Origin of the sequence: Paenibacillus cellulosilyticus, assembly GCF_003182255.1 — a bacterium.
Classification (GTDB): domain Bacteria; phylum Bacillota; class Bacilli; order Paenibacillales; family Paenibacillaceae; genus Paenibacillus_T; species Paenibacillus_T cellulosilyticus.
The window spans coordinates 77,415-102,793 of sequence record NZ_QGTQ01000003.1 but is presented as its reverse complement, the minus strand read 5'-3'; the positions used below and the strand labels follow the sequence as shown (position 1 = coordinate 102,793).

The following is a 25,379-nucleotide window of genomic DNA, read 5'->3' as shown; positions in this document are numbered from 1 at the left end:
TCCTGCATAGATTACTGTTCCGCCGCGCGATGTTCAGCCATACCGATTAGCAATCTTGCTGACATAAGCATCGATCGCTCGTCAATATCGAACTTCGGATGATGGTGCGCATAGGAAGCCCCGCATTCGTCATTTCCCGCACCAACGAACATGAAGCATCCCTTTCTCTGCTGTAAATAGTAGGAGAAGTCTTCACCAGCCATTATGAGGTCAGACCGCCGAACGCCGTCTTCACCAAACAATTGTTGGGCCACCTCATCGAACCGAGCCGCTTCCCCCTCATCGTTGACGACTGTTGGATAACCTTCCCGATAGTCCAGTACAATCTGTGCGCCGAACATAGCGGCTGTATGCGTAATAATCGATTCCATTCGATTTCTAATGTTCTGGCGCACTTCATTATTAAAGGTACGTACAGTTCCATTCAACACCGCTTGCTCCGCAATGACGTTGCCCGTTGTGCCAGCCTGGAACGAACCAACCGTTACAACGGCCGGATCAATGGGATCGACGTTCCGGCTTACAATCGTCTGCAGTGCTCCGACAAGAGATGCGCCTGTGATGACTGCATCAACCGTCTGATGCGGCATGCCGCCATGACCGCCGCGCCCTGTAACTGTAATTGTGAATTCATCTGGAGCAGCCATCAACGCACCGCCTCGTGAAGCAACAACTCCATAAGGAATCGGCGTCCACAGATGCACCCCATAGATCGCATCTACACCATCCAGCGCGCCGTCACGAATCATCGCCGCAGCTCCGCCGGGGCACAGCTCCTCAGCCGGTTGGAACAGCAGTCTTCTCGTTCCCTTCCACTGATCACGGTTCGATGCATACAGCCGCGCAATCGTAAGCAAAGTCGCCGTATGACCATCATGACCGCAAGCATGCATAACACCTGGTACAGTAGACGAATATTCGCAAGTTTTCGCGTCTTGGATCGGCAGTGCATCAATATCGGCGCGCAGTGCAATGCAAGGACCACTCTCTGCACCTTCAATGTCTGCAACAACGCCATAGCCGCCTACTTGCTCTGTCACCTTACAGCCAAATGAGCGAAGCTTGTCCGCGATCCAAGCAGAGGTGCGTTGCTCCTGAAACGAGAGCTCAGGATTCCGATGCAAATATCTGCGCCATTCCACCATTTCTGAGTAGGCGCTCTTCAGCTCGTCTGTAGGATCCCAGTGATGATTCATCCTGATCCCTCCTATCCTTTTGCTGTCTCGATTAATTATTAATTGTATCAGAATGGCCTTCCGCAAGGTAGTCATACAACAAATTCATTTGACAGCTGGAAGGCTTGCGCGTAAAGGGGAAACATACTATCATGAGTTAAGAATAGATACTAAGAAATGTGCAAAGTTTTACAGGCCATTTCAACTTTCTTTGTGAACTATAGGAGGTCAACTGCTAATGATTATCGAGAATACGGGATTAAACGGCATGACAAGCGACCTGGCTCATCTTGACGAATCGACGCATAAACTCGGTTTCGTAAGATGGCAATGGGAATATACGCGCGCTACATACGATTTGAAATTAGAAGATAACGCAAGCCACGAAACATACTTCGTGCGCATCAACACGCATGCAGTCGAAGGTAAACTGGAAAATCCAAACGCGGTTCTGTCGCTCGACGATGTTTATATCGGCCGTGCAACGTTCCCTCATGGTCTTGATTATGAGACGCCAGTACCTAATCAAATCTTGAATATCGCGAATCAACGTCTGCAGCAGCTTCGCGCACTGCTTGCATAAAGGCGTCCAGATGAAATCAAAGACGGGATCCATATCAAAAGGGCGGCCTGATTTTTTACTGCTCGTGCTCATTTTGCTGCTCGTCGGCTTTGGTCTCGTCATGGTGTTCAGCTCAAGCTCCAATATTGCGGTTGCGGATTCGCGTTACAATTATGACGCCCTATTCTTCACGAAGCGGCAGATCATGTTCGCGTTCTTTGGGATGATCGGCATGTTCATACTGATGAACATGCCTTATCTGTCTTTTCAGAAGGGAATTGGCATGCTGTACGCCGCGGGCTCCATCGGCTTGCTGGCGCTCGTGCCCTATATCGCAACTGAAGTAAACGGAGCTCGCAGCTGGCTGTATCTCGGAGGCTTCGGCATTCAACCTACAGAGTTCGCCAAGCTGGGACTTATTTTATATTTGGGTAGACTCATCTCCAAAAAAGGCGAGCAATTCCGTGACTTCAAGAAAGGCCTGCTGCCAGTCTTCATTATTCTCGGACTTGTTTGCGGACTGATCATGGCACAGCCCGATCTTGGCGGTTGTCTAATCATTGCAACTGCAGCAGCAATCATGATGGTCGGCGGCGGCGCGAACTTTAAGCAGCTCATGTCTGCCGGACTCATCGCAGCTGTTGCGGCAGGTTTGTTTCTATCCGTATCTGCCATGGTCAACCCAACGAAGTCTGCCTACCGTTTATACCGGTTTACCTCGTACTTGCATCCACTTGAGAACGCACAAGGGACAGGCTACCACCTTGTCCGCTCGCTTGGTGCATTAGGACACGGCGGCCTGACAGGAGCAGGATTCGGACAAAGCGTTCAGAAGCTCGATTATCTTCCGTTTCCGTATAACGATTTTATTTTTGCGATAATCGCGGAAGAGTTCGGCTTTATCGGCAGTGTCGTCTTTCTGCTTATCTACCTGTTGTTCCTATGGCGCGGCTTAATCGTCGCCCTTCGTTGCCCGGATGTATACGGAACGATCGTAGGTACAGGTATCGTCGGTCTCATCGGTGTGCAAGCCTTCATCAACATTGGCGGTGTTATTGGCGCAATCCCGATTACCGGTGTCACGCTTCCGTTCATTAGTTACGGAGGATCTTCCATAATCGTCGTGCTGCTAAGTATGGGGATTCTGCTGAGCATCTCTAGAGAATATTACAAGACGGATCATAGTAATGTCCGTTCTAAGCAAGGTAATTTCCGTGCCCGGCAGCAATAATTGCAAGAGCACAACAACAACGCCCCGTCCATGACTGCCATTGGCAGGTTGGAACGGGGCGTTGTTGTTTTATTTTATTTTACACGATGCGGATCTTGCTCAATGACTTCCTCTTCCTTGAAGGCTACGCCTTCAACCTTCACATTCACTTCTACCACATGAAGACCCGTCATGTTCTCGACCGACTCACGCACATTCACTTGCAGTGAACGGCATACTTCATGGATTGGAATGCCATACTTTACGATGACGCGCAAATCAATCGCTGCTTCCAGCTGTCCGACTTCAACGGAAACGCCCTTCTGGACGTTCTTACCGCTGAGCCGCTTCGCGAGCCCTTCCGAAATACCGCCGGACATTGCGGCGATACCAGGCGTTTCAAGCGCAGACAGTCCTGCGATTGTAGCGACGACGTCGTCGGATATCCGAATAAGGCCGGTTTGAAGTTGTTCAGTCATGTCGCTCTCTCCTCTAGTTACCATTTGATAATATTGTATCGGAACACTCGTGCGGAAGCAAGCCGCGAATGCCGTCGAATTGGGCAAAGTTTACATATCCTGCGATTTCCAGTATAGTAATGGGCAGACAAATCAATCCGTTCAAAAACGAGGTGCACGCCATTGAGACAGAAATTGTTTTTCACAGGTCTAATCGTCATGTTTGCACTCAGCGCAATCGGCCATTTCGGTCATTGGGATATGACGGCTCAGTTCATCATCTCAGCGATTGCCATCATATTCGTCGCTGGCTTCCTCGGGAAAGCAACCGAAAGCGTAGCACACTATGCCGGACAACGGCTTGGCGGCTTCTTGAATGCAACATTCGGCAACGCGGCGGAGCTCATCATCGCGATCTTCCTTGTCAAGGAAGGGCTGTTCGACATGGTGAAGGCGAGTATTACCGGCTCTATTATTGGTAACCTGCTGCTCGTGCTTGGTCTCAGCGTCCTCTTAGGCGGGTTAAAATATAAGGTGCAAACCTACAATATCAAGCTTGCAGAGCATAACGGATCTCTCATGATTCTGGCGGTCATTGCCCTGTTCGTCCCTGCTGTTTTCATTAAGATGGAGAAGTTCTCCATCGACGAAGATAAGCTCCTCAGCATAGCTGTCGCTTGCATTCTCATCGTCTGCTACTTGCTCTGGCTCGTCTTCTCGATGATTACCCATAAAGATATGCTGTCCGACGAAGTTATGAATGCCGATCATGGCGAAGAGCCTGCGTGGTCCAAAATGACATCGATCATCATGCTCGTCGTCGCTACTGTAATGGTCGCATTCACTAGCGAGTGGCTCGTCCATACACTCGATACGTTCACGCACAAATTCGGCCTATCCGAGCTATTCGTTGGTGCATTCGTTATCGCGATCGTGGGCAACGCAGCCGAACATAGTGCAGCAATAATGCTTGCGATGAAAAATAAAATCGGTGCCGCGGTCGAAATCGCCATTGGCAGCAGCTTGCAAATTGCCTTGTTCGTCGCACCAGTGCTTATCTTGGTGAGCATTCTGTTCAACCACAATTCGTTCATGGATATCGTATTCTCACCCATCGAATTGACGGCAATTGGCGTATCCGTCTTCATCGCCAAGTCAGTCAACAAGGACGGTTCGACGAACTGGTACGAAGGCGTGCTGCTCCTGATGCTCTATGTGATTCTCGGCTTCGCGTTCTACCTCGTTTAAAGATAGCTATAGCAATTTGAATCTTCGTCCTTTATAATGACCTTATCGGATTACATCGTTATTTCCGATATCTAATTTAAAGGCAATGTTACCTGCGCACAGCACAAGGTACAACCTCGAACGTCATTGTGACGGATTCGAGCGTTGTGCCTTTTTTTGTATGATCATGTGCGCCATCCCAGCGGCTTCCTGTGCCGCACACGAGGAGACGATGTCAATGTTGAGAGAAGCAATCTATCACCGGCCGAAAAATAACTGGGCGTTCGCCTACGATGCTGCACATATCTATCTTCGAATCCGGACGAAACGCGGCGATCTGACGTCTGTGACCGCTATTTACGGCGACAAATATGCATGGGAGAAAACGGTCGAGCGTTCTGAGATGCGCGTATTCGCTTCTGACGAGCTGTTCGATTATTGGGAGACGGTTGTTAAGCCCCCATTCCGCCGGCTTCGCTACGCGTTCGAACTGACGGACACAGAAGGCAACGTCGCGTATATGACCGAACAATCATTTCAGACGGAAGAACCGCAGGACTCGCTCTCTTTCTTCGACTACCCCTATATTAATCCGATCGATCTGTTCCAGCCTCCGGCTTGGGCGAAAGATGCCGTGTTCTATCAGATCTTCCCGGAACGGTTCGCCAGTGGCGACCCATCACTGACACCTGCTAAAGCGGAGCCTTGGGGCGAGGAGCCAACCCCAAGCAACTTCTTCGGCGGTGATCTGCAGGGCGTTATTGATCATCTAGACTACTTGAACGATCTTGGCATCAATGCGATCTATTTCACGCCTGTGTTCGAGGCGCCCTCCAACCATAAATACGACACGACCAACTATTTGAAAGTCGACCCAAGCTTTGGTACGAACGAAAAACTGAAAGAGCTGGTCGAAGCCTGCCACGCACGCGGCATTCGAGTTCTGCTTGATGCGGTGTTCAACCATGCCGGCGGAACGTTCCCGCCATTCCTGGACCTGCTCCAGAATGGCGCCGATTCGCAATATGCAAATTGGTTCCATGTAAGAGAATGGCCCGTATCGGTGTCCGAGGAAGGCATTCCAAGCTACGAGACTTTCGCTTTCGTCGCCTCCATGCCGAAGCTGAATACCGAGAATCCCGAAGTGAAGCGTCACTTGCTGGATGTAGCAAAATATTGGATCGAGGAAATCGGCATTGACGGCTGGCGGCTTGATGTTGCCAACGAGGTGGATCATGCATTCTGGCGTGAATTCCGTCAGGTCGTGAAAACCGCTAATCCAGAAGCGTATATCCTCGGTGAAATCTGGCATGATTCGCTCATGTGGCTGCAAGGCGATCAGTTCGACGCCGTAATGAACTACCCGTTCACGAACGCGGTGCTTGATTTCTGCAGCTATGGCAAGCTGGACGCGAAGCAGTTCGCGGATTCTATCGGCAACCAGCTCGCAGCGTACCCGCTCCAGGTAACGGAAACAGCCTTCAACCTGCTGGACAGCCACGATACGCCAAGGCTGCTGACGATCTGCGATGAGGACGAACGCCGGATGAGGCTTGCAGCCTTGTTCCAGCTGACGTTCCCTGGCGTGCCTTGCATCTACTATGGCGATGAGGTTGGCTTAACAGGAGGCGGCGATCCTGGCTGTCGCAAATGTATGGAATGGGACGAGGAGAAGCAAAATCGCGATCTATTCTCGTTCTACCAGACGGTTATTTCGATGCGCAAGGAACATGCTGCGCTTCGCGGTACTAACTTCTCGTTCCTGTCAGCCGAGTCAGGCAGCCGCTTGCTTGCCTACGAGCGTCAGGAAGGCGCCGAGCGCTTCGCTATCGTCTTGAACGCTGCGGATGAGGCAGCAAGCTTTACGCTCCCTGCTATAGGCGAAGGAGCGCGCTGGACGGATGCATTATCCGAAGGCGCTCAATTGAAGCCGAACGGAACAATTTCACTCGAAGCGTACAGCTACGCTGTACTGCGTGCGTAAGGGTTGCTTCAATAAAAATAAAGCTTAAAAATAAACAGCGGCAGCCTCGGACTGATATATCCTAGACTGCCGCTGTTTTATTGAGCTAACGTACTTCGTTGCTGAACAATACGAACGGAGCATCATTGTTTAGTTCTACTTAAGAACGATATATTTTATCGACAATATGTCCCGAAACTTTTACCCGATTGTTACTCCACCAGTTATCCTGCAGAAGAGAATAGTTCTTGTTTATCCAGGCGTTCGAACGGTGCCAACTCGAACTTTGAAATTCTAAAATAAGTAATGCTATCAATGAGTTAAGTTATATCTTTTTTGAGTTTCACTTTTGCAGGGCGTTCTGTAATTGTTTGATATCGCTGACGGGAGGCATTCCAAACATTCTTCTATATTCACGGCTAAACTGAGAAGGGCTTTCATAGCCAACTCTATATCCTGCTTCAGATGCATCTATCGCTTCCGATAATAAAAGTCGCCTCGCCTCCAGAAGCCGGATCTTCTTTTGGTATTGCAAAGGACTCATTGCAGCCACTTCTTTAAAATGGCGGAATAGCGATGCAGGGCTCATATGAACGGAATGCGCTAACTCTTCCATAGGTAGAGGAGCAGCATAATTGTTTTTAATCTGATTAATAACTCTAACGATTCGCTGCACGTTGCTTCCATCAAGCACAATCTGTTTGAGATACTCCCCTTGTTCACCCTTCAGAACCCTATAATAGATTTCACGGATGATCAACGGTCCAATAATCGGGACGTCTTCCGGTTTTTCCAACAGGCGAACGAGCCTGGTTACAGCATCGATTATATATTCGTCCGTTTCCGAAACGAATATTCCTCTCCGCATTCCCCTCTTTTTGATCGATTCGGAAGATAACTCCTTTAAAATATCAAAGATTTGCAAGGACTCCAGCTTAAGACGTATGCACAAATACGGATCTTCAGGTGAGGCTTCCGTAATTTGTGCAGAGATCGGCAAGTCGACTGAAACGACTAAATAATCGGAAGGTCCATAAGAGTAACGTTCTTGTTCGAGCATAACGACTTTTGAACCCTGCGTGACAATACAAAGCGCCGGCTCATGAACCCTAAGTACGGGCAATGTAGTCGTAGAACTGCGAATCAATTCAAGCGAGGAAATCATCGTTGAATGCACCCCGTCTTGCGCTGCGAATTTTTCAATAAGACTGGATAGCTCAGTATGTTTATATATCGCCCCCATACCTTCCCAAGCATTTTTTGTCTTTTTATCATAACTCCAGCTATCTTGATAACTCAATGCGATTGATAGGATTAGGCAAGAATGTGATTTAAATCTTCTACGAGATTGAAATAAATCTGTGTAAAAATGAAAGCAACCTAGGGGATAGCACTAGAAATGATTAAAGGGATATTAAAGGAGATTGAAATGGATAAAAGAATATGGATTTTGGCTATTGCCTCGTTCGTAGTAGGGACCGTTGAACTCGTCATTGCCGGAATCATTGATATGATTGCCCAAGATCTGAATGTTTCTGTAGGCAACGCAGGCCAATTGATTACTGTCTATTCACTCGTCTTCGCTTTTGGCTCGCCAATACTCATCAACCTTACCTCTAAAGTCGAGCGCAAAAAATTATTGACTGCTGCCATGCTTGTCTTCTTCGCAGGAAATATGATAGCGATAGTTAGCCCTAACTTTACCATTCTTCTTATTTCGAGAATTATACTTGCGGCAAGCTGCTCGATTGTAGTTGTTCTTTCTATCGTTATGGCTTCAAGCATCGTTGCATCCGAATTAAGAGGGCGCGCGATCGGCATTATTTTTATGGGAATAAGCGCATCTCTTGTCATCGGTGTCCCTCTTGGCACATTCATTGGTAATATCTGGGGATGGCGCTCGACTTTTGCTTTGGTCGGAGCTCTTACCTTAATCGTAGCCTGGGCAGTCAATCGATTTCTCCCGCAGGTTGCTCCGCGACCGGGGGTCCCGTTGCGGGATCAACTTCGAACGCTAAAGAATTCCAAAATCTTGTCTGCTCATTTGATCTCGATCTTACAGATGACTGGCCAATTCACCATCTATGCGTATATTACCCCTTTTTTGAACGAGACGATGGGGCTGTCAACAAGCATGATCAGTCTTGTTCTGTTTGTATATGGATTAGCAGGGATAGCAGGAGGATGGATTGGAGGTTGGTCCTCCGATAAAATTGGCAACGGCAAGACAATGATTATCGCTCTCCTGCTGCATTCGCTAGCGATACTCTTATTGCCTTATTCTACGGATTCAATCTTTCCGTTACTCATCGTCGTCATCGTCTGGTGTGCATTTAATATGGCGCCAAGTCCCGCCATTCAAAGCTACCTTATACAGACAGCTCCGGAATCCTCGGATATCCAGCTAAGCTTTAATACCTCGTCTTTACATATAGGAGTTGCAGCAGGCTCTATCGTCGGGGGACTGATTTTAAACTATTATTCCGTAACAATGAACACTTGGGTTGGCGGACTGATTGTTATCTTGGCTATCCTGTCAGCTATTTTCTCCTTAAGCAAAAATAGAACTAAATCATCGACCGCACACAGTAGACGTTCTTTTTGACACTGCCGAAAAAAGATGGATTATTGGATTAAACCGCGCTCTCAACATAAAAGTACCAATAGGGCACTTCGAAGGAATCTCCGGTTGTCCGACCTCCGGCAGCATAATGCCGCTTAGCTGCGTGCTGAGCATCACGCGTTCCTTGGACGGCTCGCCCCGGGACGTGCTCGATACGTTGCGCTCCGCACTTTGTATAGGTTCTTTTAATTATTTAAGGGGAGATTAATGTCAATATTAATTGACACTAATTTCCCCTTGTAATCTGTTACCTTCGCTTTGCCTCTGTCTTTTATCGAAGCTCGAGATGGTTTGACGATTACATGTCTATCGGACCAAATCATGTTATTATCGGATGGTGACAAATACTGAACAGCCATAAGGGCAGTGTCACAATGCCACTCTAATTGTTGAGAACCATTTAAGTTAGCCAAGATTCTAAATAAAATGGAGTTGATTGGAAACAAAATGGAGAAGCCAGATGAAAACTCGCTTTCAAATGAATCGCTTGATGCAGAAACGACTCGTTTGGCCCGTCTGATCCACACCTATACTCCATTTGACGGCACCTTTAGCCAGTGCATTCCCGGTCTGAACGTCAGCCGTTATTCCAAAGTAAATATTGACTACGTAAGAACCTTCAACTCACCCTCTCTGTTAATCGTTGCACAAGGCGAAAAGGTCGCCACCGTGGGGCAGGAGACCTATCAATTTGGTCGGTCGCATATGCTCATGTTCCCTGTCGCTCTACCGATCGCTGTGAAGACGACACAAGCTAGCCCTTTTGAACCTTTTCTTAGTGTAAAGCTGGATCTTGACCCACAAAGGATTGCTGAGTTAGCACTGAAAGTGTATCCCCAGGGCCTGCCTGCCGTTGGGGAAAGGCGCGCAGCTTATGTCATTAGCGCCGACTTGGGTATGGTAACAGCTGTATCGAGGCTTCTGGCGTATCTATCCAATCCCGTCGAAGCTAAATTGCTTGTCCCGCTTGCGATGGATGAGATTTTGATACGAGTCCTGCTCAGCCCTGTCGGCGTTCATGTCGCTGAAATTTGTTCTGCGGACTCGAGCATGCAGCGAATTGTTAAGTCGATTATGTGGCTTCGCGATAACTTCTCCCAGCAAATGAAGGTTAGGGATTTGGCCAAGATGGTACATATGAGCGAGTCCTCATTTCACGAGCATTTTAAGGCAGTTACTTCAATGAGCCCACTGCAATACCAAAAAGCGCTGCGCCTTCATGAAGCGAGACGTCTGATGGTATCCAACCCTATGGATGTAAACACTGCTTGTCAGCTGGTGGGATATGCAAGCACTTCTCAGTTTAGCCGAGATTACAGCCGCTTTTTCGGTGGCCCACCAAAGAGAGATGCTGCTAAATTACGTCAACAAAAGTGATGGATATCGTTTTTACAGCAAGAGCTCCAATTTCCGTATCGGACGTTCCTGCATCAGATTAATCTCTAACAGCCAGAGATCAAGTTGTATTCCGGAGGATTATGCAATAAGTGACGAGGAACTGGCAAAAACCTGAGCGATACGCAGACTATAATGAGTGAGTCTTGAGGCCGGCGATGTCAATCTTTTATTCGCAGTTCCGGTGCTTCAAGCCATTCACTTTTCAGTAATTCAAGGAGGATTTCATTATGCGTATTTTTGTCACTGGAGCGACGGGCTTCATTGGATCCGCCGTCGTGAACGAACTCATCGAAGCAGGACACCAGGTAGTCGGCCTTGCCCGCTCAGACAAGGCTGCCGAGTCGTTGACGGCAGTCGGCGCCTCGGTGCATTTTGGTGCCCTCGACGACCTCGACAGCCTACATAAGGGCGCTGCCGAAGCCGACGGCGTTATTCACTTAGGCTTCAAGACCGACTTTGCGGATTTCTCCGACGCAGTCGCAGCCGACCTGCGCGCCGTCGAAACTTTTGGCGCAGCGCTTGAGGGCTCCAATAAGCCATTTGTGTTCACCACGGGAACCTTAGTTGTCGCATGGTCGAACCCGGAGCCGATTCTCGGAACGGAGGATATCCCCGTCGACTCCAATGTACCACGGGGCGCAGCGGAGAACGCGGCGATCTCATTGGCAGATCGGGGGGTGCGATCATCGGTCGTTCGTCTCGCACCAACCGTGCATGGCCCTGGCGATCATGGCTTCATCTCCATGCTGATCGACATTGCTCGTGAAAAAGGCTTCTCTGCCTACGTGGGCGACGGGTACAACCGCTGGCCGGCTGTCCATCGCCTCGATGCGTCGCGCTTGTACCGCCTCGCAGCTGAATCAGCATCAGCTGGCTCACGGCTGCACGCTGTCGGCGAAGAGGGTATTCAATTTTGTGACATCGCCGGCGCAATCGGTCGTAACCTAAATTTGCCAGTAGTTAGCATTTCCCCTGAAGAGGCAGAAGCCCATTTCGGATTTCTGGGCCCCTTCACGTTTACCGATAACCCCATGTCGAACACTCTGACCCGGGAACGCTTGGGGTGGCGACCTGTGCACCCTGCATTGATTCCGGATATCGAACAAGGGCATTACTTCAACAACTGAACCGCAGGCTATCTCTGTGTTTAATCGTATGGGATTCACTCACAAGAAAGAAGACATCTATCTCAATACAGAGACAGATGTCTTCTTTTTCGGTATCCTATTGAGTCATTTATGCAGATCATATCAATCCTTTTAATTACAATATTCGCTCGAAATTTAAGACAAATATAGCTATAGCGCCATGAAGTACCATGTCAAGTAGAGTATTAAGCTATCCTGCCCGTTAGCGTAATGATTAACTGTGAAAAGGTTCAGCGTATCATCTATAGAGCGAAATCGAATTGCACTCCGTCTTTCCCGTGACGTTGCACTCCCACGCATCCAACACATACCCACTGAACGCAATCGGCCAGTCTTCCAACGTTATTTTCACGGTCTAATGCTTTATTTTCAGTCTAGCACATTATATTTAATCGAACATTAACCATTGCCAATCAGCCCGAATAACAACAGACGGTTCATCTCAGCCATCTTTTCTTTATAGTTTCCTGATTTTGCCCAAGATAATTGAATGGTTCCAATCGCGTTTAACAATTCAAGAACAGTCTCCAGAGAAACGGAAGAGTGAATAGCTCCTTCCTCTTTCGCAAGTTCGATAAGCTCTTGAAGCATTTGAATTCTAATTTTATTCGTATTTTCACTATATAGACTCGATAACACATGGTCCTCTACAGCGCCAGGCGAACCAAGCAATTGATAGTCCTGATCGGCGCAAATATCCATGATTTGAATGATTTTGTCCTTGAAATCGATGTCTTGGTTCATGATTTCTTCGGCCATTTGAAGTGTATTTTGCATCAAAACGTTCGCGCATTCCTTGACAATCCCTTCTTTGCTTTCGAAATAGTTATACAGCGATACAGATGATACGCCGGACTCAGCGGCAATATCCTTTATGCTGACTTGAACGAATCCTTTTTCTTTAAAAAGCTTTAATGCCGCATGAACAACTGCCGTCTTCTTTTTCTGAGTCCTTATTTCGAATTTATTCATTAAACATTCCTCCATCCCGCTTAAATCAATGTAGCACATTTCGAAAGGTTTTTAAATTTAATGGTTTTAAATTAAAAAACATTGACGAAACATTCTGATCGAAGATAAAATCAATTTGAAAGTTTTTTAATATCATCGGCACATATTTAAAAACTTTTCATATGTGAAACAACCAAAGTGGAGGAATATTATGAGAATACTGGTCTATGGAGCAGGTGTATTGGGAAGTTATTTAGCTCACGAATTAGTTCGCAATGGAAACGAAGTCACAATGTTAGCCAGAGGGCGGCGCGCGGATGAGTTACAGCAGAACGGTAATGTGATCCGTCATTATTTACAGCTCCGAACAACGGTCGATAAAGTAAGCGTGATTCGTGAATTACAGCCGGAGGATGTGTATGATCTTATCTTCGTAGTGATGAAATATCCAGATTTCGAGGCAGTCCTTCCTGCCCTTGCAGCGAATCGAAGTAAACACATTGTTATGATGGGTAATAATGCAAGTCCCATTGAAATGCGGCATTATTTGCAATCCAATAGCCCTGTTGAGAAAAAGGTTGCCTTTGCTTTTCAGACGCTTGCCGGATGGAGAGAGAACGGTCGGGTAACCTGCTTGCGCGGCCCAAAGGTGACCTTGGCTTTCGGTGGCTTAGGGGAGCAACTAGATTGGCAATCGGTCATTGACCAAGCTTTAAAGAACACAAGGTATAATACGATCACCTTTACAAATATGGATGAATGGCTGAAAAGCCACTTCATTATGATTTTGCCTTTGAATCGCATTGCCGCCTCGTATAATGGGAACCTGCGCAAAGCCGCCAAAGACAAACGGCTGCTTAACTACGTTATTGACGCAATAGATGAAGGCCATCAAGTGTTGATAAAAAACGGTTACACAATTACGCCTGCAAACCAACATCAATTAGTCCGAAAATATCGCAAGCTGTTTTTTATCGTGTTGAAGATTATATTAGCAACCCCCCTCGGCAGAACCACGCTAAGTGATAAGGCAGTGTCTTCCAATGAAATGGATATGTTGTACCAGGCTTTTTCCGATTTAAAGAATAGAGCGAACATGGACACACCAAGTTGGGACAAGCTTTACAATTACATCCCTTTGCAATAATGGAAATAATCTTGTCTCTAATCGATATTGGATGTAGCACTTGTCCTTTTCCCAGAACAAGAGCTACATTCATTACTAGAAATTATGACACGGTTCGTCTCTGGCGATTTTTACATTTGACGCTCATGGATGAGCGTTGTGCAACGCTTTTTATCGGCTTATAAACGTATGCTTATTTTGAACGAACGGAAATCACTAAGCATGTATTTCCAGATCGGTATCATACTGATTTAAAAACTTCAATAAATCGTTATTCAACCGCACAATTTCTTTGTTTGCGCTACTCGCATAATCCGGCAACATCATATCCTTAACCATTTTAGTCCGGAGCCATATCATAAAGAAAAAATCCAAAATCAAATTAGGAAGTTTAAGTACAATTTTGAGTGCAGATGGATTAATAGCAATGCCAGCTTTTTGGATTGCCTTTAAATACGTTTTTAAAGTGATTGTTATTTTATGTGCCGTTTTTCTGGTTTTGACTGTTTTTTCATCAATGATCTTATCTTCAGCATGTAAAACGCTCATCATGGCAATGTCCGATACTGAATGTGTGATTAGATAAGCTTTCATATCCTTATTAATGGAGTAGGGAAGTTTTGCTGTTTGAAATAATTTTGCAAGGTTTTCTGCACGTTCTGTCACTAAACCATTAATTTCTCCAAACCTAGTTGCCACTAGAACCTTTGGTGGAAACCGGGCATACAAAATTCCATCTTTTATTTGTCCGCCGACACCAGGGAAAGCTGGTAAAAGTCTATCTCCAACAATATCCAGCCACGAAGAAAATCCAATTGAATTGCTAATCATCGTCACAATATTTTTGCTTTGATTGTCTTGTAATGCTAACAACGCTGATTCGGCTCGATCGTAACGAACTGTAACGAAAATAAAATCATATACATCATCATTTTCAAGCGTATCAATGACATTTACTTTTATCGATTTAACCGCACCTTTTTTATAATATTGGAGGCCATTTTCTTTCAATGTTGTAAATCTATTAGAACGTGCAAACAAAGTGACGTCAATTCCTGCTTCAAAGAATTTGATTGCGTATGCGCTGCCTATAACACCTGCACCAAAAATTAAAACTCTATTTTGTTTTGCTGACATAAAACCACCCCTATTTCTCAACAATTCCTTTTAATCATCCGACAACATGTTGTACTATGTGATCATAGGTCTTTATTATTCCTCTATCAACCATCAGTTTTTTATTATTTGTCGGATGATAATCTTGTTCGAATAGGAGTATACAATGAAAAAGCAGCCAGAAATAACAGAGAAAACAAAACAAATTTTTATAGATGTTTTTTGTGAGTTATATAGCCAGAAGCCGATTGAAAAAATCTCCATTCAAGAGATCGCGAATAAGTCTGGATATAACCGCAGTACATTTTATCAATACTTTTCTGATATTTACGAACTGTTAGACTTTGTTGAAAATAATTTATTGAACTACATAAAAGAAGAATTAGCGAATAAAGAGTTGTCTCTGCACACGGTCCAAAATGCACTCCATTGTTTGGACAAAAAAGAGCATCTCTCAATGCTCAGCGCCCTCCTGGGCGATTATGGAAACGCTCGTTTTTTAAATCGCTTGAAAAGAGACATCACCTTGGATAGATTGGATTTAGACTTTCCGCAAAACCATTCCATAACGCCGTACTTGATTGAGTTTTACCTCTCAACGTCCCTTTCTTTATTTCGTCTTTGGCTCCAGCGACAAAAGGATTTATCGTCAGAACAATTTTTCAAGCTAGTGGACAACCTGTATACGAAGGGAATTACGCCCTATTCCAAACAATAAATCTACCATTCTAACCGAATCATTGTGTGGTACAATAAAAAGCTCGGACAAGCCAATTTACACATTTTGACCTTCCCTGCTTCTATAACAATTTATTTCCGTCGGACAAATGTAAACCCTCTCCATTCGTTAGCGATCGGAGAGGGTTTTAGCTGCGCTATTTTATTATAACCGTACTATAAGGCGGCATCTCAAGCGTATGCTGGTCCAGCGTCGCAGACGTGTCCGTCGTATGCGCTATACCCGTGAAAGCACCGTATGCTGTCTCATCATCAATCGTTGCCTGCAGCGGCTTGCCCGTTAAGTTGTGCACGACAAGGACACGCTCATCAGCGGTCATCCGAACATAGGCCGAGAGCCCTTTCTCGTCACCAAGCTTGAAGGAGTCAATTCCGCCGTCATGCAAAGCTTTCTCTTCGTTGCGCCACTGAATCAATTGTTTGTACCACTGCAGGAGCGAACTCGAATCGGCTTCCTCCCGCTCCACGGATACATCGCCCCCCTTCGCGAACATCGGCTGAATCCAGCTCGTCTCGTCCGCTCCTTCGAGTGATGCCGTCCATGGCATCGGCTCTCGAATACGCTCATCCGGCTTGCTGCCTGTCAGCCCAAGCTCTTCCCCATAATAGATGAATGGATTGCCCGGAAGCGTCAGCAGCATCGCCGCCGCCATGCGCGCATGATTCGCATTGCCTTTCAACGCCGTCATGACACGCTGCTGATCGTGATTGCTTAAGAATGGCGCGTCTACGAACGCCCCATCAGATGCCTGCTCATACGCCTCATAGGCTCTCATCAGCCCAAAGGCTACGTCCGGATCCTGCTCACGGTCCGCCCCGCTAATCAGCTTAGCAGCCAAGTCGAAGTTGAATCCGCTGTCGAGTGCATGGTTCAGCAGTGGTGCGATGACGGCTGTGGAATCCCACACTTCCCCTACGAGGTATACATCTGGCTTCGTCTTGACGAGTCCTGCCCGGAACTCCTGCCACCAGGCTTGATTGAGATCCTGCACTTCCTTCGTGTGAATTGTGGACGCATAGTCCCCATAGATATGCTTGGCCGCATCCAAACGGAAGCCATCGATACCTTGATCGAGCCAGAACTGCCCTGCATCAATCATCGCCTCGCGCACCTTCGCGTTATCGAAGTTCAAGTCAGGCATGCCTTCCCAAAAAATGCTCAGGTAGCGGTTATCTCCGCTCCCATGCCATGCGCTGTCCGCCCCTGCCGCGCTATCGGTCTGAACCTTCTTATCTGCTGCCGCAAAATGATACCAATCGCGATACGGGCTCGAAGGGTTCGCCAGCGCTTCTTTGAACCATGGATGCTCGCTGCTCGTATGGTTCACGACGAGATCCATAATGACCTTGATTCCGCGCTTATGCGCTTCATCCACTAATCGCTTCAGATCGTCGAGCGTACCGTAGTCCGACTCGACCTTCTTATAATCGGTTACATCATAGCCATGATAGCTTGGCGATTCTGTAATCGGCATCAGCCAGATGCCGCCAACGCCCAGCGAAGCCAAGTAATCAAGCTTAGCGGTCACGCCATTCAAATCACCGATGCCATCACCGTTCGAGTCAGCGAAGGAACGCACGAACAGCTCATAATAAACCGTAGATGGCTGCTCATCGACCTCTCCCCAACCAACGGATTGCGCTTCCTTAGCGTTATTAGCATCGGCGCTGATTGCTCCTAATTGATTATCAGTCGACCTCTTCGAAGTCTGATCAGGTGCCGCAACTTCACTTCCATCGCTGCAGCCTACAAGAAAGGACGACAGCATAAATGCCGCCGTCCCTGTATGCATCCATCTTTTCATCTTCTGCTTCATACGTCTGTCTCCCATTAACCCTTGGACGCGCCGGACGTAAGTCCTTGCACCAGGAAGTTCTGCAGGAAAATAAACAATACTGTAATCGGAATCGCGATAAGTACCGCACCAGCCGCGAACAGCGTAAAGTTACTGTTCTGGAACGAGTTCACCATATCCCACATGCCGACTGCGAGCGTCCATTTCTCCTTCGTACGCAATACAAGCCGGGCGAATATAAAGTCAACCCATGCGCCAGCAAACGATGTGAGTGCAATGTACGTCAGTACCGGACGGGACAATGGCAGCATAATGCGAACGAAAATTTGCATATGGCTTGCACCGTCGATACGTGCCGCTTCGTCCAAGCTGCGAGGAACCGTGTCATAGAAGCCTTTGACCAAGAACCCGCCGAGCACGGAGCCTGCCGAATAAACGAGTACGATTGCCGTATGCGTATCAAGCAAATTGAGCTGCAGCAAGAAGATATAGATCGCAATGAGACTCATGAAGCTTGGGAACATGCCCAGCACGAGCATAATCGTCAAGGTGGTCTGGCGTCCTTTGAAACGGAAGCGAGACAACGCGTACATGCTAAGCGTCATAAGCGTCGTCGAGAATATCATTGTCAGCGTAGCAATCTTAAGGGTGTTCACATACCACTTTCCATACTGGAACTGTTTATTATGGAAGAGCTCCTTATAGTGTGCAAACGTGAAATGATCCGGCCACAGATGCTCGCTGTACAGCGATGCACCTGGTCGCAGGGACGACAGCACAACCCACAATGCAGGGTACAGCGCGCCGATCGCGATAATGATAAGAATGATGTAGCTGATAGACAGCCTGAATATACTGTTGCGCTTCCTCATTGGATCATATCCTCCTCTTTAAACGACCGCGAGCGGCGATAGTTAATAATCGAGAACGTCGCGACGATTATGAAGATGATAATGCCGATCGCCGAAGCCATGTTGAACTGACTGAAGTTCAGCGTCAGACTGTACAGCCACGTAACGAGCAGGTCGGTATGGCCTGCATATTGATAGTCGCCATTCACTGGCGCACCGCCTGTGAGCAGGAAGATAACGTTAAAGTTATTGAAGTTACCTGCGAACTGCGTAATCAGAATTGGCGCCGTCGAGAACAGAATGAACGGCATCGTAATGATGCGGAACTTTTGGAAAGCGGTAGCGCCGTCCACTTCTGCTGCTTCATACATATCTTTCGGAATCGAAGTAAGTACGCCAAGAATGAGCACCATGGAGACCGGAATACCAACCCACATGTTAACGACGATAACCGTCACTTTAGCCCAGAATGGATCCGTCAGCCACGGCAGCGTGCCAAGGCCAAACGCCTTCAAATATTGATTGATCGGGCCGAATTGGCCGTTAAACAAGTTCCGCATGACGAGCAACGAGATCAACTGTGGAATCGCATAAGGCAGAATGAAGATCGTACGCCACATTTTTTTGAAACGAATACCCGACTGCTCGATGAGAAGCGCAACCAGCAAACCACCGAAGTAAGTAGTAAATGTTGCGACAACGGCCCAAATAACCGTCCACTTCAGAATACCGAGAAACGTTCCGCTCCAAGATTTCAACTGAATCAAATCAGCGAACGTCTGGAAGCCAACCCAATCAACCAGCTTGGCCGGTGGTATATGTCCAGGCGACGAATAGTTCGTAAACGCCAACATTATCGTAAACAAGATCGGCATAATGGTCAGGAACAGAACACCAAAAGCCGGAACCGAAAGCAACAGATGCGGGAAATAGCGATCCGTTACAAACTTATAGGTTTGAATAAAATTGTTCGTTTTGCCGCCCGTATCTCTCACTTTACCGATACGATGCGCATCATAAATGTTAGCGATATAGATGCCAACAACGAGCAAAATAATGAGCGCAATAATAAGGCCATCTATCATCAGATAAATGGAATGATCCCCTTGGATCACCTTCGTAATTTTCCCTACTTTAACTCGCTGTTGTGCTTGTTCACCCAGCGTAAACAATCCCCATAGCCCATGGCCAGCTCTTGGAATCAAATAAATAAGACTTGCTATCTGTATGCAGAGAAACAAAATACCTTTGCCAAATTGGCGGTTATATAGTTGCCCTAATCCCATCGACAGCACGGATAAAACGGCTGCGGTCGCGCGATGACGCTTCATTCCCGTCTCGCTCCCCTCCTGCAAATTCGCTGCTTCTTTTATCTACCACTTCTAGTGTAAAAAGCATCCCGCCGGGCCGATCCCGGCGGGTGCTTATCGATTGCCGCTACTTCGTGTTTACAGCGTTTGCGTCTTTGATTTGTTGTACCGCGTTGTCGAGTGCCGCTTTTGCATCTTTACCGTCGTTCCATACTTCCGACAGCGCCGCTGCCGCTGGGTTCCATACGTTGCCCATTTCCGGAATCGAAGGCATTGGCTGCGATACTGCGAATTGGTCGAGGAATGCTTTGGATACTGCATCGCCTTGGATCGAAGCATCGTTAATGGCTTCTTTATTTGCAGGCAGCGTGCCATTCAGTTGGAATTCTTTGAGTTCGGCTTCTTTGCTCGTTAAGAAGTTCGCGAACAGCTTCGCTGCTTTCGGATATTTCGTGAAGGAGTTAACATACCAAGCTTTAACGCCGGAGAACGAAGTCATCGGTTTACCTTCGATCGTCGGAAGCGGTGCTACACCATAATCGATACCGGATGCTTTGTAGTCAGCCAGCGTCCATGGACCGTTGATATCGATACCAAGCGTACCGCCCGTGAAGAGACCTTTCTTGATGTCGTACGTTACGTCGCCCGTGTTCATAGGGAGAATATCTTTGAGCGAGCCAAAAAATTTCGCACCTGCAACTGCGCCGTCATTGTTCAGACCGATGTCGTCAGCTTTCGTACCGCCGTCACCGAACAGGTATCCGCCATTGGAGCCGAGGAAGCCGTAGTTGAAATAGAAGTTACCGATTTCCCACATGATTGCGTATTTGTTCTTCTTCGCATCGTTGTATGTCTTAGCGAACGTTACGATATCTTCGAACGACTTCGGAGCGCCTTCTGGGAAGATCGCTTTGTTGTAGATCATCGCATACGTTTCTACCGTACGTGGGTAGCCGTACAGAATGCCTTCATAAGAAACGGCTTTAACCGCATTTTCTTGGCTTTCCGTTGTCGTTTCATCAGCGAACTGGTCATTCTCGAGTACGAGACCTGCCGATACAGCGCGGCCCAACTGGTCGTTCGGGAAGTTGACAAGGTCAGCGCCGAGGCCTGCAGGACCGTCTGTCGTCAGCTTGTTCACTTGGTCTGGCGACTCCACTTCTTCAACCTTAACTGTTACCCCATATTCCGTTTCGAATTGCTTCGCCATTTCGTCGATGAATTCGCGGCCCGTTTTGCTGTCCCACACGACGAGGCTCGCTCCTTCTTCTGGCGTCAATTGATCGTCTACTTCTGCTGGTGCTGGGTCATCCGTTGCAGTTTGTGTATCCGTCGACGTCTCCGTCTGCGTGTCCGTCGTTGTTGTGCTGTTGTCATCTTTACCGCCGCTGCCGCAAGCCGCCAGCATGAACACCATCGTACCAATTGCCATCAATCCAACCCATCTCTTCATCGAAAAGACCCCTCTCCTATTGTTGTTACCGAACAGATCCGCGCTCCGACTTCGACTATGCCGCTTCCAACGAGACGTACACGGGTGCAGTGTTATTCGTGCACATAAGCATGCAGCTCGCTTGTGCAAACGTTTGTTCATTTGCGTGCAGGATGCTGTGCAAATTGATGATAACAGCTGCAATTCCGACTGTTTTACCGCCCATTTCAGCATGTAAGCGTTCTATTAACGTCCTCATCATACACGACAGTGCCCACCTTTGTAAAAACGTTTGCACAAGCTGTTTTGGATGATTTTGTTTCAAAAATGGTACAAAACCACTTTTTATCTCGCGTTTCCTTAACAATTCAACCGTTTTCATCGTCCAATGACGGTTAACTAGCCTGTCTATTTACATTCCTGTTATCTTGGATTAACATAAGGTGCAGCAAGATTACAAACGATTGCACAGAAAGGCTGTTGTCGTCATGGTAACGATTAAAGATATCGCCAAGCTGGCTGGCGTGTCCCCGTCCACCGTATCGCGCGTTGTATCGAATCACCCGCGAATCTCACTGGACACCTCGCGTAAAGTAAAACAAATCATGGATGAGCTCGGCTATCATCCTAATATGATGGCTAAGAGCCTTGTTTCGAAGACGACCAATACACTTGCCATTCTGCTTCCGAGACCGGCGGAAGAACTGTTTCAGAATGACTTCTTCGGCGAGCTGCTTCGCGGCATACTGACACAAGCGAACCGAGCGGGTTACGACATGCTGCTGACAACAGCTACCGGCGAGCATGACGAGATCGAAACCGTATCACGGCTTGTACGCGGCCGACGTGTAGATGGCGTTATCTTGTTAAGCTCAAGAGTCAACGATCCGATTGTGGCCTTTCTGGCGAGTTCCGATTTCCCGTTTGTCCTGATTGGCCGCAGTGACTCCCATCCGGATGTGCTGTCTATCAATAATGACAACAAACAAGCGGCCTATGATGCGACCGTACACTTGATTACGCAAGGACATGAAAGAATCGGCTTCGTCAGTGGTCCAGCTAATTTGACGGTGTCCAATGACCGACTCCAAGGGTATCGCCAAGCGCTTGAGGCACATAAACTGCCGATTCGTTCGGATTGGACAGTAGAAGGCGAATTTCTGCAAGAAAGCGGCTATCGCGCCATGTCCCTCATTATGAGCTTGCCCGAGCGGCCAACAGCATTGGTTGTTATCGATGATGTTGTAGCATTCGGTGTTCTTAGAGGCCTTAATGAATTAGGCTACAAGGTACCGGATGATATCTGCCTTGTCAGCTTCAACAATATTTCACTGTCAGAGCTTGCGACGCCACCGATCAGCTCGATCGATATTGGTACGTACCAGCTTGGCTATACAGCCGCACAAACGTTGATTCGTGCGATTAACGAGGAGACGATCCATCAGAAGCAGATCATTATCCCTCACCGACTCATGGTCCGCGAATCGTCGCTTACAACGATAAAGAGAGGTTGACGCTTATATGAACCCGAATAAACCTTATTTGATTGATGCAATTGTTGGTAATAGCAAGATGCTCGCCGCCCTCGGGCGGACGGGCACAATCTACCGTCTGTGGTGGCCGCATATCGACTTCCCTCAGCATGCCGACGCGGTTCGCAGCGGTATACGCTTTGAAGGACAGACTGAGTGGTTGGATGATTCCGACAGCAATTGGTCGCATACTGCGGAATATGTAGAGAAAACGAATATTTTTGAGGTGCAGTCCGTAAGCAGCAGCCACTCTGTTGCGATTCAAAGCCGTTATTTTGCCGTACCTGGACATGATCTGCTTGTATTGGAGCATACGTTCACGAACCAAGGCAATCAGCCCGTTGATTTCGAATGGCTGATCCATTCTTCGTTCCATGTTTGCGAGAGCGAATTGTACAATACGACCATGTTTGAACCGTCTCATGATGCATTGGTGCACTACCGCAGCAATCATTTTTTTGCGGTCTCCAGTGCAAACGTATGCACTAAATTCCAAGCGGGTCATGCATGGCATAGCGCACAGCATGGCGAACTGAATGGCTCTGTCATCGACATGCAGCCTGACGGAGCATTAGCTTGGAAGATTCAAGCGCTCGCTCCAGGCGATGCAGCGACGCTCCCTGTCTACATCGCTGCAGGTCATGACCGCAATGCTGCATATGCAGCACTGACGGAAGCAAAGAGCAAACCTTCAGCGGAATGGGTACAGCTGACCGTTGACTACTGGCACCGTTACTTGGAAGCAGCCGCACCTTGTCCAACTGACCGTGCGGATGTGAAGCGTCTATATGAACGCTCTCAGTTGATGTTCAAGCTGATGTCCGATGAACAAACCGGCAGCATCGTTGCTGCGCCAGAATTCGACGAGACGTTCTCCCGCTGCGGTGGATATGCATACTGCTGGGGCCGTGATGCTGCGTTCATTACAACCGCTATCGACAAGGCGGGTCTTCATTCACTCTCTGATTCGTTCTACGAGTGGGCGCTGACCGCACAGGATGAAGACGGTTCATGGCAGCAGCGTCATTATCATGATGGCTCGCTTGCACCGCAATGGGGCTTGCAAATTGACGAAGGCGCTTCGATTATTTGGGGTATGTGGCAGCATTATTCGACGAATAACAACCAAGCATTTTCGGATCGCGTATGGCCAGCTGTCCGGAAAGGCGCAGACTTCCTGCTGCAATTTATTGATCCAGAGACGAATCTCCCATGTCCTAGCAATGACCTATGGGAAGAGCGTCACGCAGAACATACGTATTCGGCTGCGGCCGTCTTTGGCGCGCTTCGTGCAGCTGCTTCATTCGGACGACTGCAGGGCGATCAAGCTCGCTCACAACGGTGGGATGCGGCAGCTGATCGGATGGCTGCAGCAATCAACTCCGACTGCTGGAATGAGGACAAAGGCAGCTTCTTCCGCGGACGCAAGCTGACCGTATCCGCAGCACGTTATGCGGATGAAATCGCGAAAGGCAAAGCCGGCATGATCGAGCCTGGGCTCAAGGACTATTCGCGCCATGTGCTCGAATACGATTCGATCGTCGATATCAGTCTGCTTGGTCTATCGATTCCATTCGCTGCTGTATCGGCAGATGATCCTCGTATGGCACAAACAGCGAATACGATCGAGCAATTGTTGACCGTTCCTGGTGTCGGCGGTATCAAGCGGTATGAAGACGACAACTACATTGGCGGCAATCCCTGGATCTTGACGACGCTCTGGCTTGCCCATTATCGGATCGAAACTGGTGAGTATGAAGCCGCGCACAAGCTGCTGCAATGGGCAATCGATCATCAGACGGAGACCGGACTACTGCCGGAACAAATCGACAAAACGACAGGCAAGACCGCGTGGGTTGTGCCGCTTACTTGGTCCCATGCTATGTTCATTCTTGCTGTAACGATGCTTGCTGAACGCGGACAGATCTAATCTATATCTAATTGAAAAAGCCGCCTTCCCAGATGGGAAAAGCGGCTTTTCGTCATGCAACACTTTTATAATTTGACTGCTGCAACAATGAGAAACATCGGTCTGCGCAGTTCGTCCGCCATACCGGGGATATGCATCATAGCTGGCGATGGCACAGATTCCTTCACAGCGGTAATACGGAAGCCCGCACGAATGAGTGAATTCATATAGGTGGACACCGTGCGATGATATTTGATGACATTGTCCGTCAAGAACGACGTATCACGCATCCCTTCGGACTGGTAGCGGTCAACTGGCCAATGAAGCCGCTCGCCCTTCTCATCATAATGCCAATCTTGCTCATCGCGTGCCGTGAAGATCGGATGCTCGACAGAGAACAGGAACGTTCCTCCAGGAGCTAGAAGTCCATAAATGTTGGCGCACGCATCATCGAATGCCTCTATGTAGTGGAATGCCAAGGAGCTGAGGACTACATCAAATTGACGCCCCTCAAAGCCAATATCTTCAATCGAGCTATTCACATAGGTGATGTGAGGATCATTCGTCAGCTCTTCCGCCCGCTTCAGCATATTAGCCGATATATCTACGCCTACTACCTCGCTCGCCTGCTGCTCACGCGCATAACGGCAATGCCAACCGAAGCCGCAGCCCAAATCCAGCACGCGCTTATCGCGTAAATCGGGGAGCAGAGCTTGCAGGATATGCCACTCCCCTGCAGCCTTCAATCCGTCAATCGACCTGGGCATTTGTTCATACGCGGAGAAGAAAGTCTGATCATCGTATTTATTCTGTTTCATAGGGTCTACCATCTCCTATATACAAAAAAAGCAGTC

The 25,379-nt window shown here is 47.9% G+C and carries 22 protein-coding genes; 11 read left to right on the top strand and 11 right to left on the bottom strand.

Going from position 1 to position 25,379, the window contains the following annotated elements; genetic code table 11:
- Nucleotides 1-11 precede the first annotated feature (11 nt).
- Complete coding sequence (locus DFQ01_RS05565; protein WP_110042898.1) at nt 12-1,196, bottom strand: M20 metallopeptidase family protein; 1,185 nt, start codon at nt 1,194-1,196, stop codon at nt 12-14.
- 217 nt (nt 1,197-1,413) lie between these two features.
- On the opposite strand from DFQ01_RS05565, the gene DFQ01_RS05560 reads away from it, so the two are divergent.
- Both DFQ01_RS05560 and ftsW read left to right on the top strand, forming a co-directional pair.
- Nucleotides 1,414-1,758 (top strand): YugN family protein, encoded by a 345-nt coding sequence (locus DFQ01_RS05560; protein ID WP_110042897.1) that lies wholly within the window; start codon nt 1,414-1,416, stop codon nt 1,756-1,758.
- Between the two features lie 10 nt (nt 1,759-1,768).
- Entirely contained in the window at nt 1,769-2,968 is a 1,200-nt protein-coding gene (gene ftsW, locus DFQ01_RS05555) for a putative lipid II flippase FtsW (protein ID WP_110043261.1), read from the top strand.
- Between the two features lie 74 nt (nt 2,969-3,042).
- Here ftsW and DFQ01_RS05550 read toward each other — a convergent pair whose 3' ends face one another.
- The gene (locus DFQ01_RS05550; protein WP_110042896.1) at nt 3,043-3,426 is read right to left on the bottom strand and encodes an Asp23/Gls24 family envelope stress response protein; all 384 of its coding nucleotides are present in this window, start codon (nt 3,424-3,426) and stop codon (nt 3,043-3,045) included.
- Between the two features lie 162 nt (nt 3,427-3,588).
- Between DFQ01_RS05550 and cax the strand changes: the two genes are divergently transcribed.
- The gene (gene cax, locus DFQ01_RS05545; RefSeq protein ID WP_110042895.1) at nt 3,589-4,653 is read left to right on the top strand and encodes a calcium/proton exchanger; all 1,065 of its coding nucleotides are present in this window, start codon (nt 3,589-3,591) and stop codon (nt 4,651-4,653) included.
- Between the two features lie 217 nt (nt 4,654-4,870).
- Entirely contained in the window at nt 4,871-6,616 is a 1,746-nt protein-coding gene (locus DFQ01_RS05540; RefSeq protein WP_110042894.1) for an alpha-glycosidase, read from the top strand.
- A 322-nt stretch (nt 6,617-6,938) separates the two neighbouring features.
- On the opposite strand, the gene DFQ01_RS05535 is transcribed toward DFQ01_RS05540, so the two are convergent.
- Nucleotides 6,939-7,838 carry an AraC family transcriptional regulator gene (locus DFQ01_RS05535; RefSeq protein ID WP_110042893.1) on the bottom strand — a complete coding sequence of 300 codons (900 nt, stop codon included), beginning with the start codon at nt 7,836-7,838 and terminating at the stop codon, nt 6,939-6,941.
- 156 nt (nt 7,839-7,994) lie between these two features.
- On the opposite strand from DFQ01_RS05535, the gene DFQ01_RS05530 reads away from it, so the two are divergent.
- From DFQ01_RS05530 to DFQ01_RS05520, 3 genes are all read left to right on the top strand, one after another.
- Entirely contained in the window at nt 7,995-9,200 is a 1,206-nt protein-coding gene (locus DFQ01_RS05530) for an MFS transporter (protein WP_245946552.1), read from the top strand.
- Nucleotides 9,201-9,644: 444 nt separating this feature from the next.
- On the top strand, nt 9,645-10,595 hold the full coding sequence (locus DFQ01_RS05525) for an AraC family transcriptional regulator (protein ID WP_245946551.1): 951 nt from the start codon (nt 9,645-9,647) through the stop codon (nt 10,593-10,595).
- Between the two features lie 248 nt (nt 10,596-10,843).
- On the top strand, nt 10,844-11,743 hold the full coding sequence (locus tag DFQ01_RS05520) for an SDR family oxidoreductase (RefSeq protein ID WP_110042892.1): 900 nt from the start codon (nt 10,844-10,846) through the stop codon (nt 11,741-11,743).
- 420 nt (nt 11,744-12,163) lie between these two features.
- On the opposite strand, the gene DFQ01_RS05515 is transcribed toward DFQ01_RS05520, so the two are convergent.
- Nucleotides 12,164-12,736, bottom strand: a complete 573-nt coding sequence (locus tag DFQ01_RS05515) for a TetR/AcrR family transcriptional regulator (RefSeq protein ID WP_028554784.1) — start codon at nt 12,734-12,736, stop codon at nt 12,164-12,166.
- A gap of 190 nt (nt 12,737-12,926) precedes the next feature.
- Between DFQ01_RS05515 and DFQ01_RS05510 the strand changes: the two genes are divergently transcribed.
- Nucleotides 12,927-13,862, top strand: coding sequence for a ketopantoate reductase family protein (locus tag DFQ01_RS05510; RefSeq protein WP_110042891.1), 936 nt, complete (start codon nt 12,927-12,929; stop codon nt 13,860-13,862).
- Between the two features lie 195 nt (nt 13,863-14,057).
- On the opposite strand, the gene DFQ01_RS05505 is transcribed toward DFQ01_RS05510, so the two are convergent.
- Entirely contained in the window at nt 14,058-14,978 is a 921-nt protein-coding gene (locus DFQ01_RS05505) for a ketopantoate reductase family protein (protein WP_110042890.1), read from the bottom strand.
- 145 nt (nt 14,979-15,123) lie between these two features.
- Between DFQ01_RS05505 and DFQ01_RS05500 the strand changes: the two genes are divergently transcribed.
- Nucleotides 15,124-15,675 carry a TetR/AcrR family transcriptional regulator gene (locus DFQ01_RS05500; RefSeq protein ID WP_110042889.1) on the top strand — a complete coding sequence of 184 codons (552 nt, stop codon included), beginning with the start codon at nt 15,124-15,126 and terminating at the stop codon, nt 15,673-15,675.
- Nucleotides 15,676-15,832: 157 nt separating this feature from the next.
- Here DFQ01_RS05500 and DFQ01_RS05495 read toward each other — a convergent pair whose 3' ends face one another.
- The 5 genes from DFQ01_RS05495 to DFQ01_RS05475 all read right to left on the bottom strand — a co-directional run bounded on the left by DFQ01_RS05495 (nt 15,833) and on the right by DFQ01_RS05475 (nt 21,346).
- The gene (locus tag DFQ01_RS05495) at nt 15,833-17,512 is read right to left on the bottom strand and encodes an alpha-amylase family glycosyl hydrolase (protein ID WP_110042888.1); all 1,680 of its coding nucleotides are present in this window, start codon (nt 17,510-17,512) and stop codon (nt 15,833-15,835) included.
- A 14-nt stretch (nt 17,513-17,526) separates the two neighbouring features.
- Entirely contained in the window at nt 17,527-18,363 is an 837-nt protein-coding gene (locus DFQ01_RS05490) for a sugar ABC transporter permease (RefSeq protein WP_110042887.1), read from the bottom strand.
- Nucleotides 18,360-19,673 carry a carbohydrate ABC transporter permease gene (locus tag DFQ01_RS05485; RefSeq protein WP_110042886.1) on the bottom strand — a complete coding sequence of 438 codons (1,314 nt, stop codon included), beginning with the start codon at nt 19,671-19,673 and terminating at the stop codon, nt 18,360-18,362. Before DFQ01_RS05485 ends, DFQ01_RS05490 begins: the two co-directional genes overlap by 4 nt.
- Nucleotides 19,674-19,779: 106 nt before the next feature.
- A complete protein-coding gene (locus DFQ01_RS05480; protein WP_110042885.1) occupies nt 19,780-21,105 on the bottom strand; it encodes a sugar ABC transporter substrate-binding protein in 1,326 nt (441 codons plus the stop codon).
- Nucleotides 21,106-21,160: 55 nt separating this feature from the next.
- Nucleotides 21,161-21,346, bottom strand: a complete 186-nt coding sequence (locus DFQ01_RS05475; RefSeq protein WP_110042884.1) for a hypothetical protein — start codon at nt 21,344-21,346, stop codon at nt 21,161-21,163.
- A gap of 226 nt (nt 21,347-21,572) precedes the next feature.
- Here DFQ01_RS05475 and DFQ01_RS05470 point away from each other — a divergent pair, with 226 nt between their 5' ends.
- Both DFQ01_RS05470 and DFQ01_RS05465 read left to right on the top strand, forming a co-directional pair.
- On the top strand, nt 21,573-22,598 hold the full coding sequence (locus DFQ01_RS05470; protein WP_110042883.1) for a LacI family DNA-binding transcriptional regulator: 1,026 nt from the start codon (nt 21,573-21,575) through the stop codon (nt 22,596-22,598).
- Between the two features lie 7 nt (nt 22,599-22,605).
- Nucleotides 22,606-24,546, top strand: coding sequence for a glycoside hydrolase family 15 protein (locus DFQ01_RS05465; RefSeq protein ID WP_110042882.1), 1,941 nt, complete (start codon nt 22,606-22,608; stop codon nt 24,544-24,546).
- Between the two features lie 65 nt (nt 24,547-24,611).
- Here the strand turns inward: DFQ01_RS05465 and DFQ01_RS05460 are convergent, their stop codons facing one another.
- The gene (locus tag DFQ01_RS05460; RefSeq protein ID WP_110042881.1) at nt 24,612-25,343 is read right to left on the bottom strand and encodes a class I SAM-dependent methyltransferase; all 732 of its coding nucleotides are present in this window, start codon (nt 25,341-25,343) and stop codon (nt 24,612-24,614) included.
- Nucleotides 25,344-25,379: the final 36 nt, after the last annotated feature.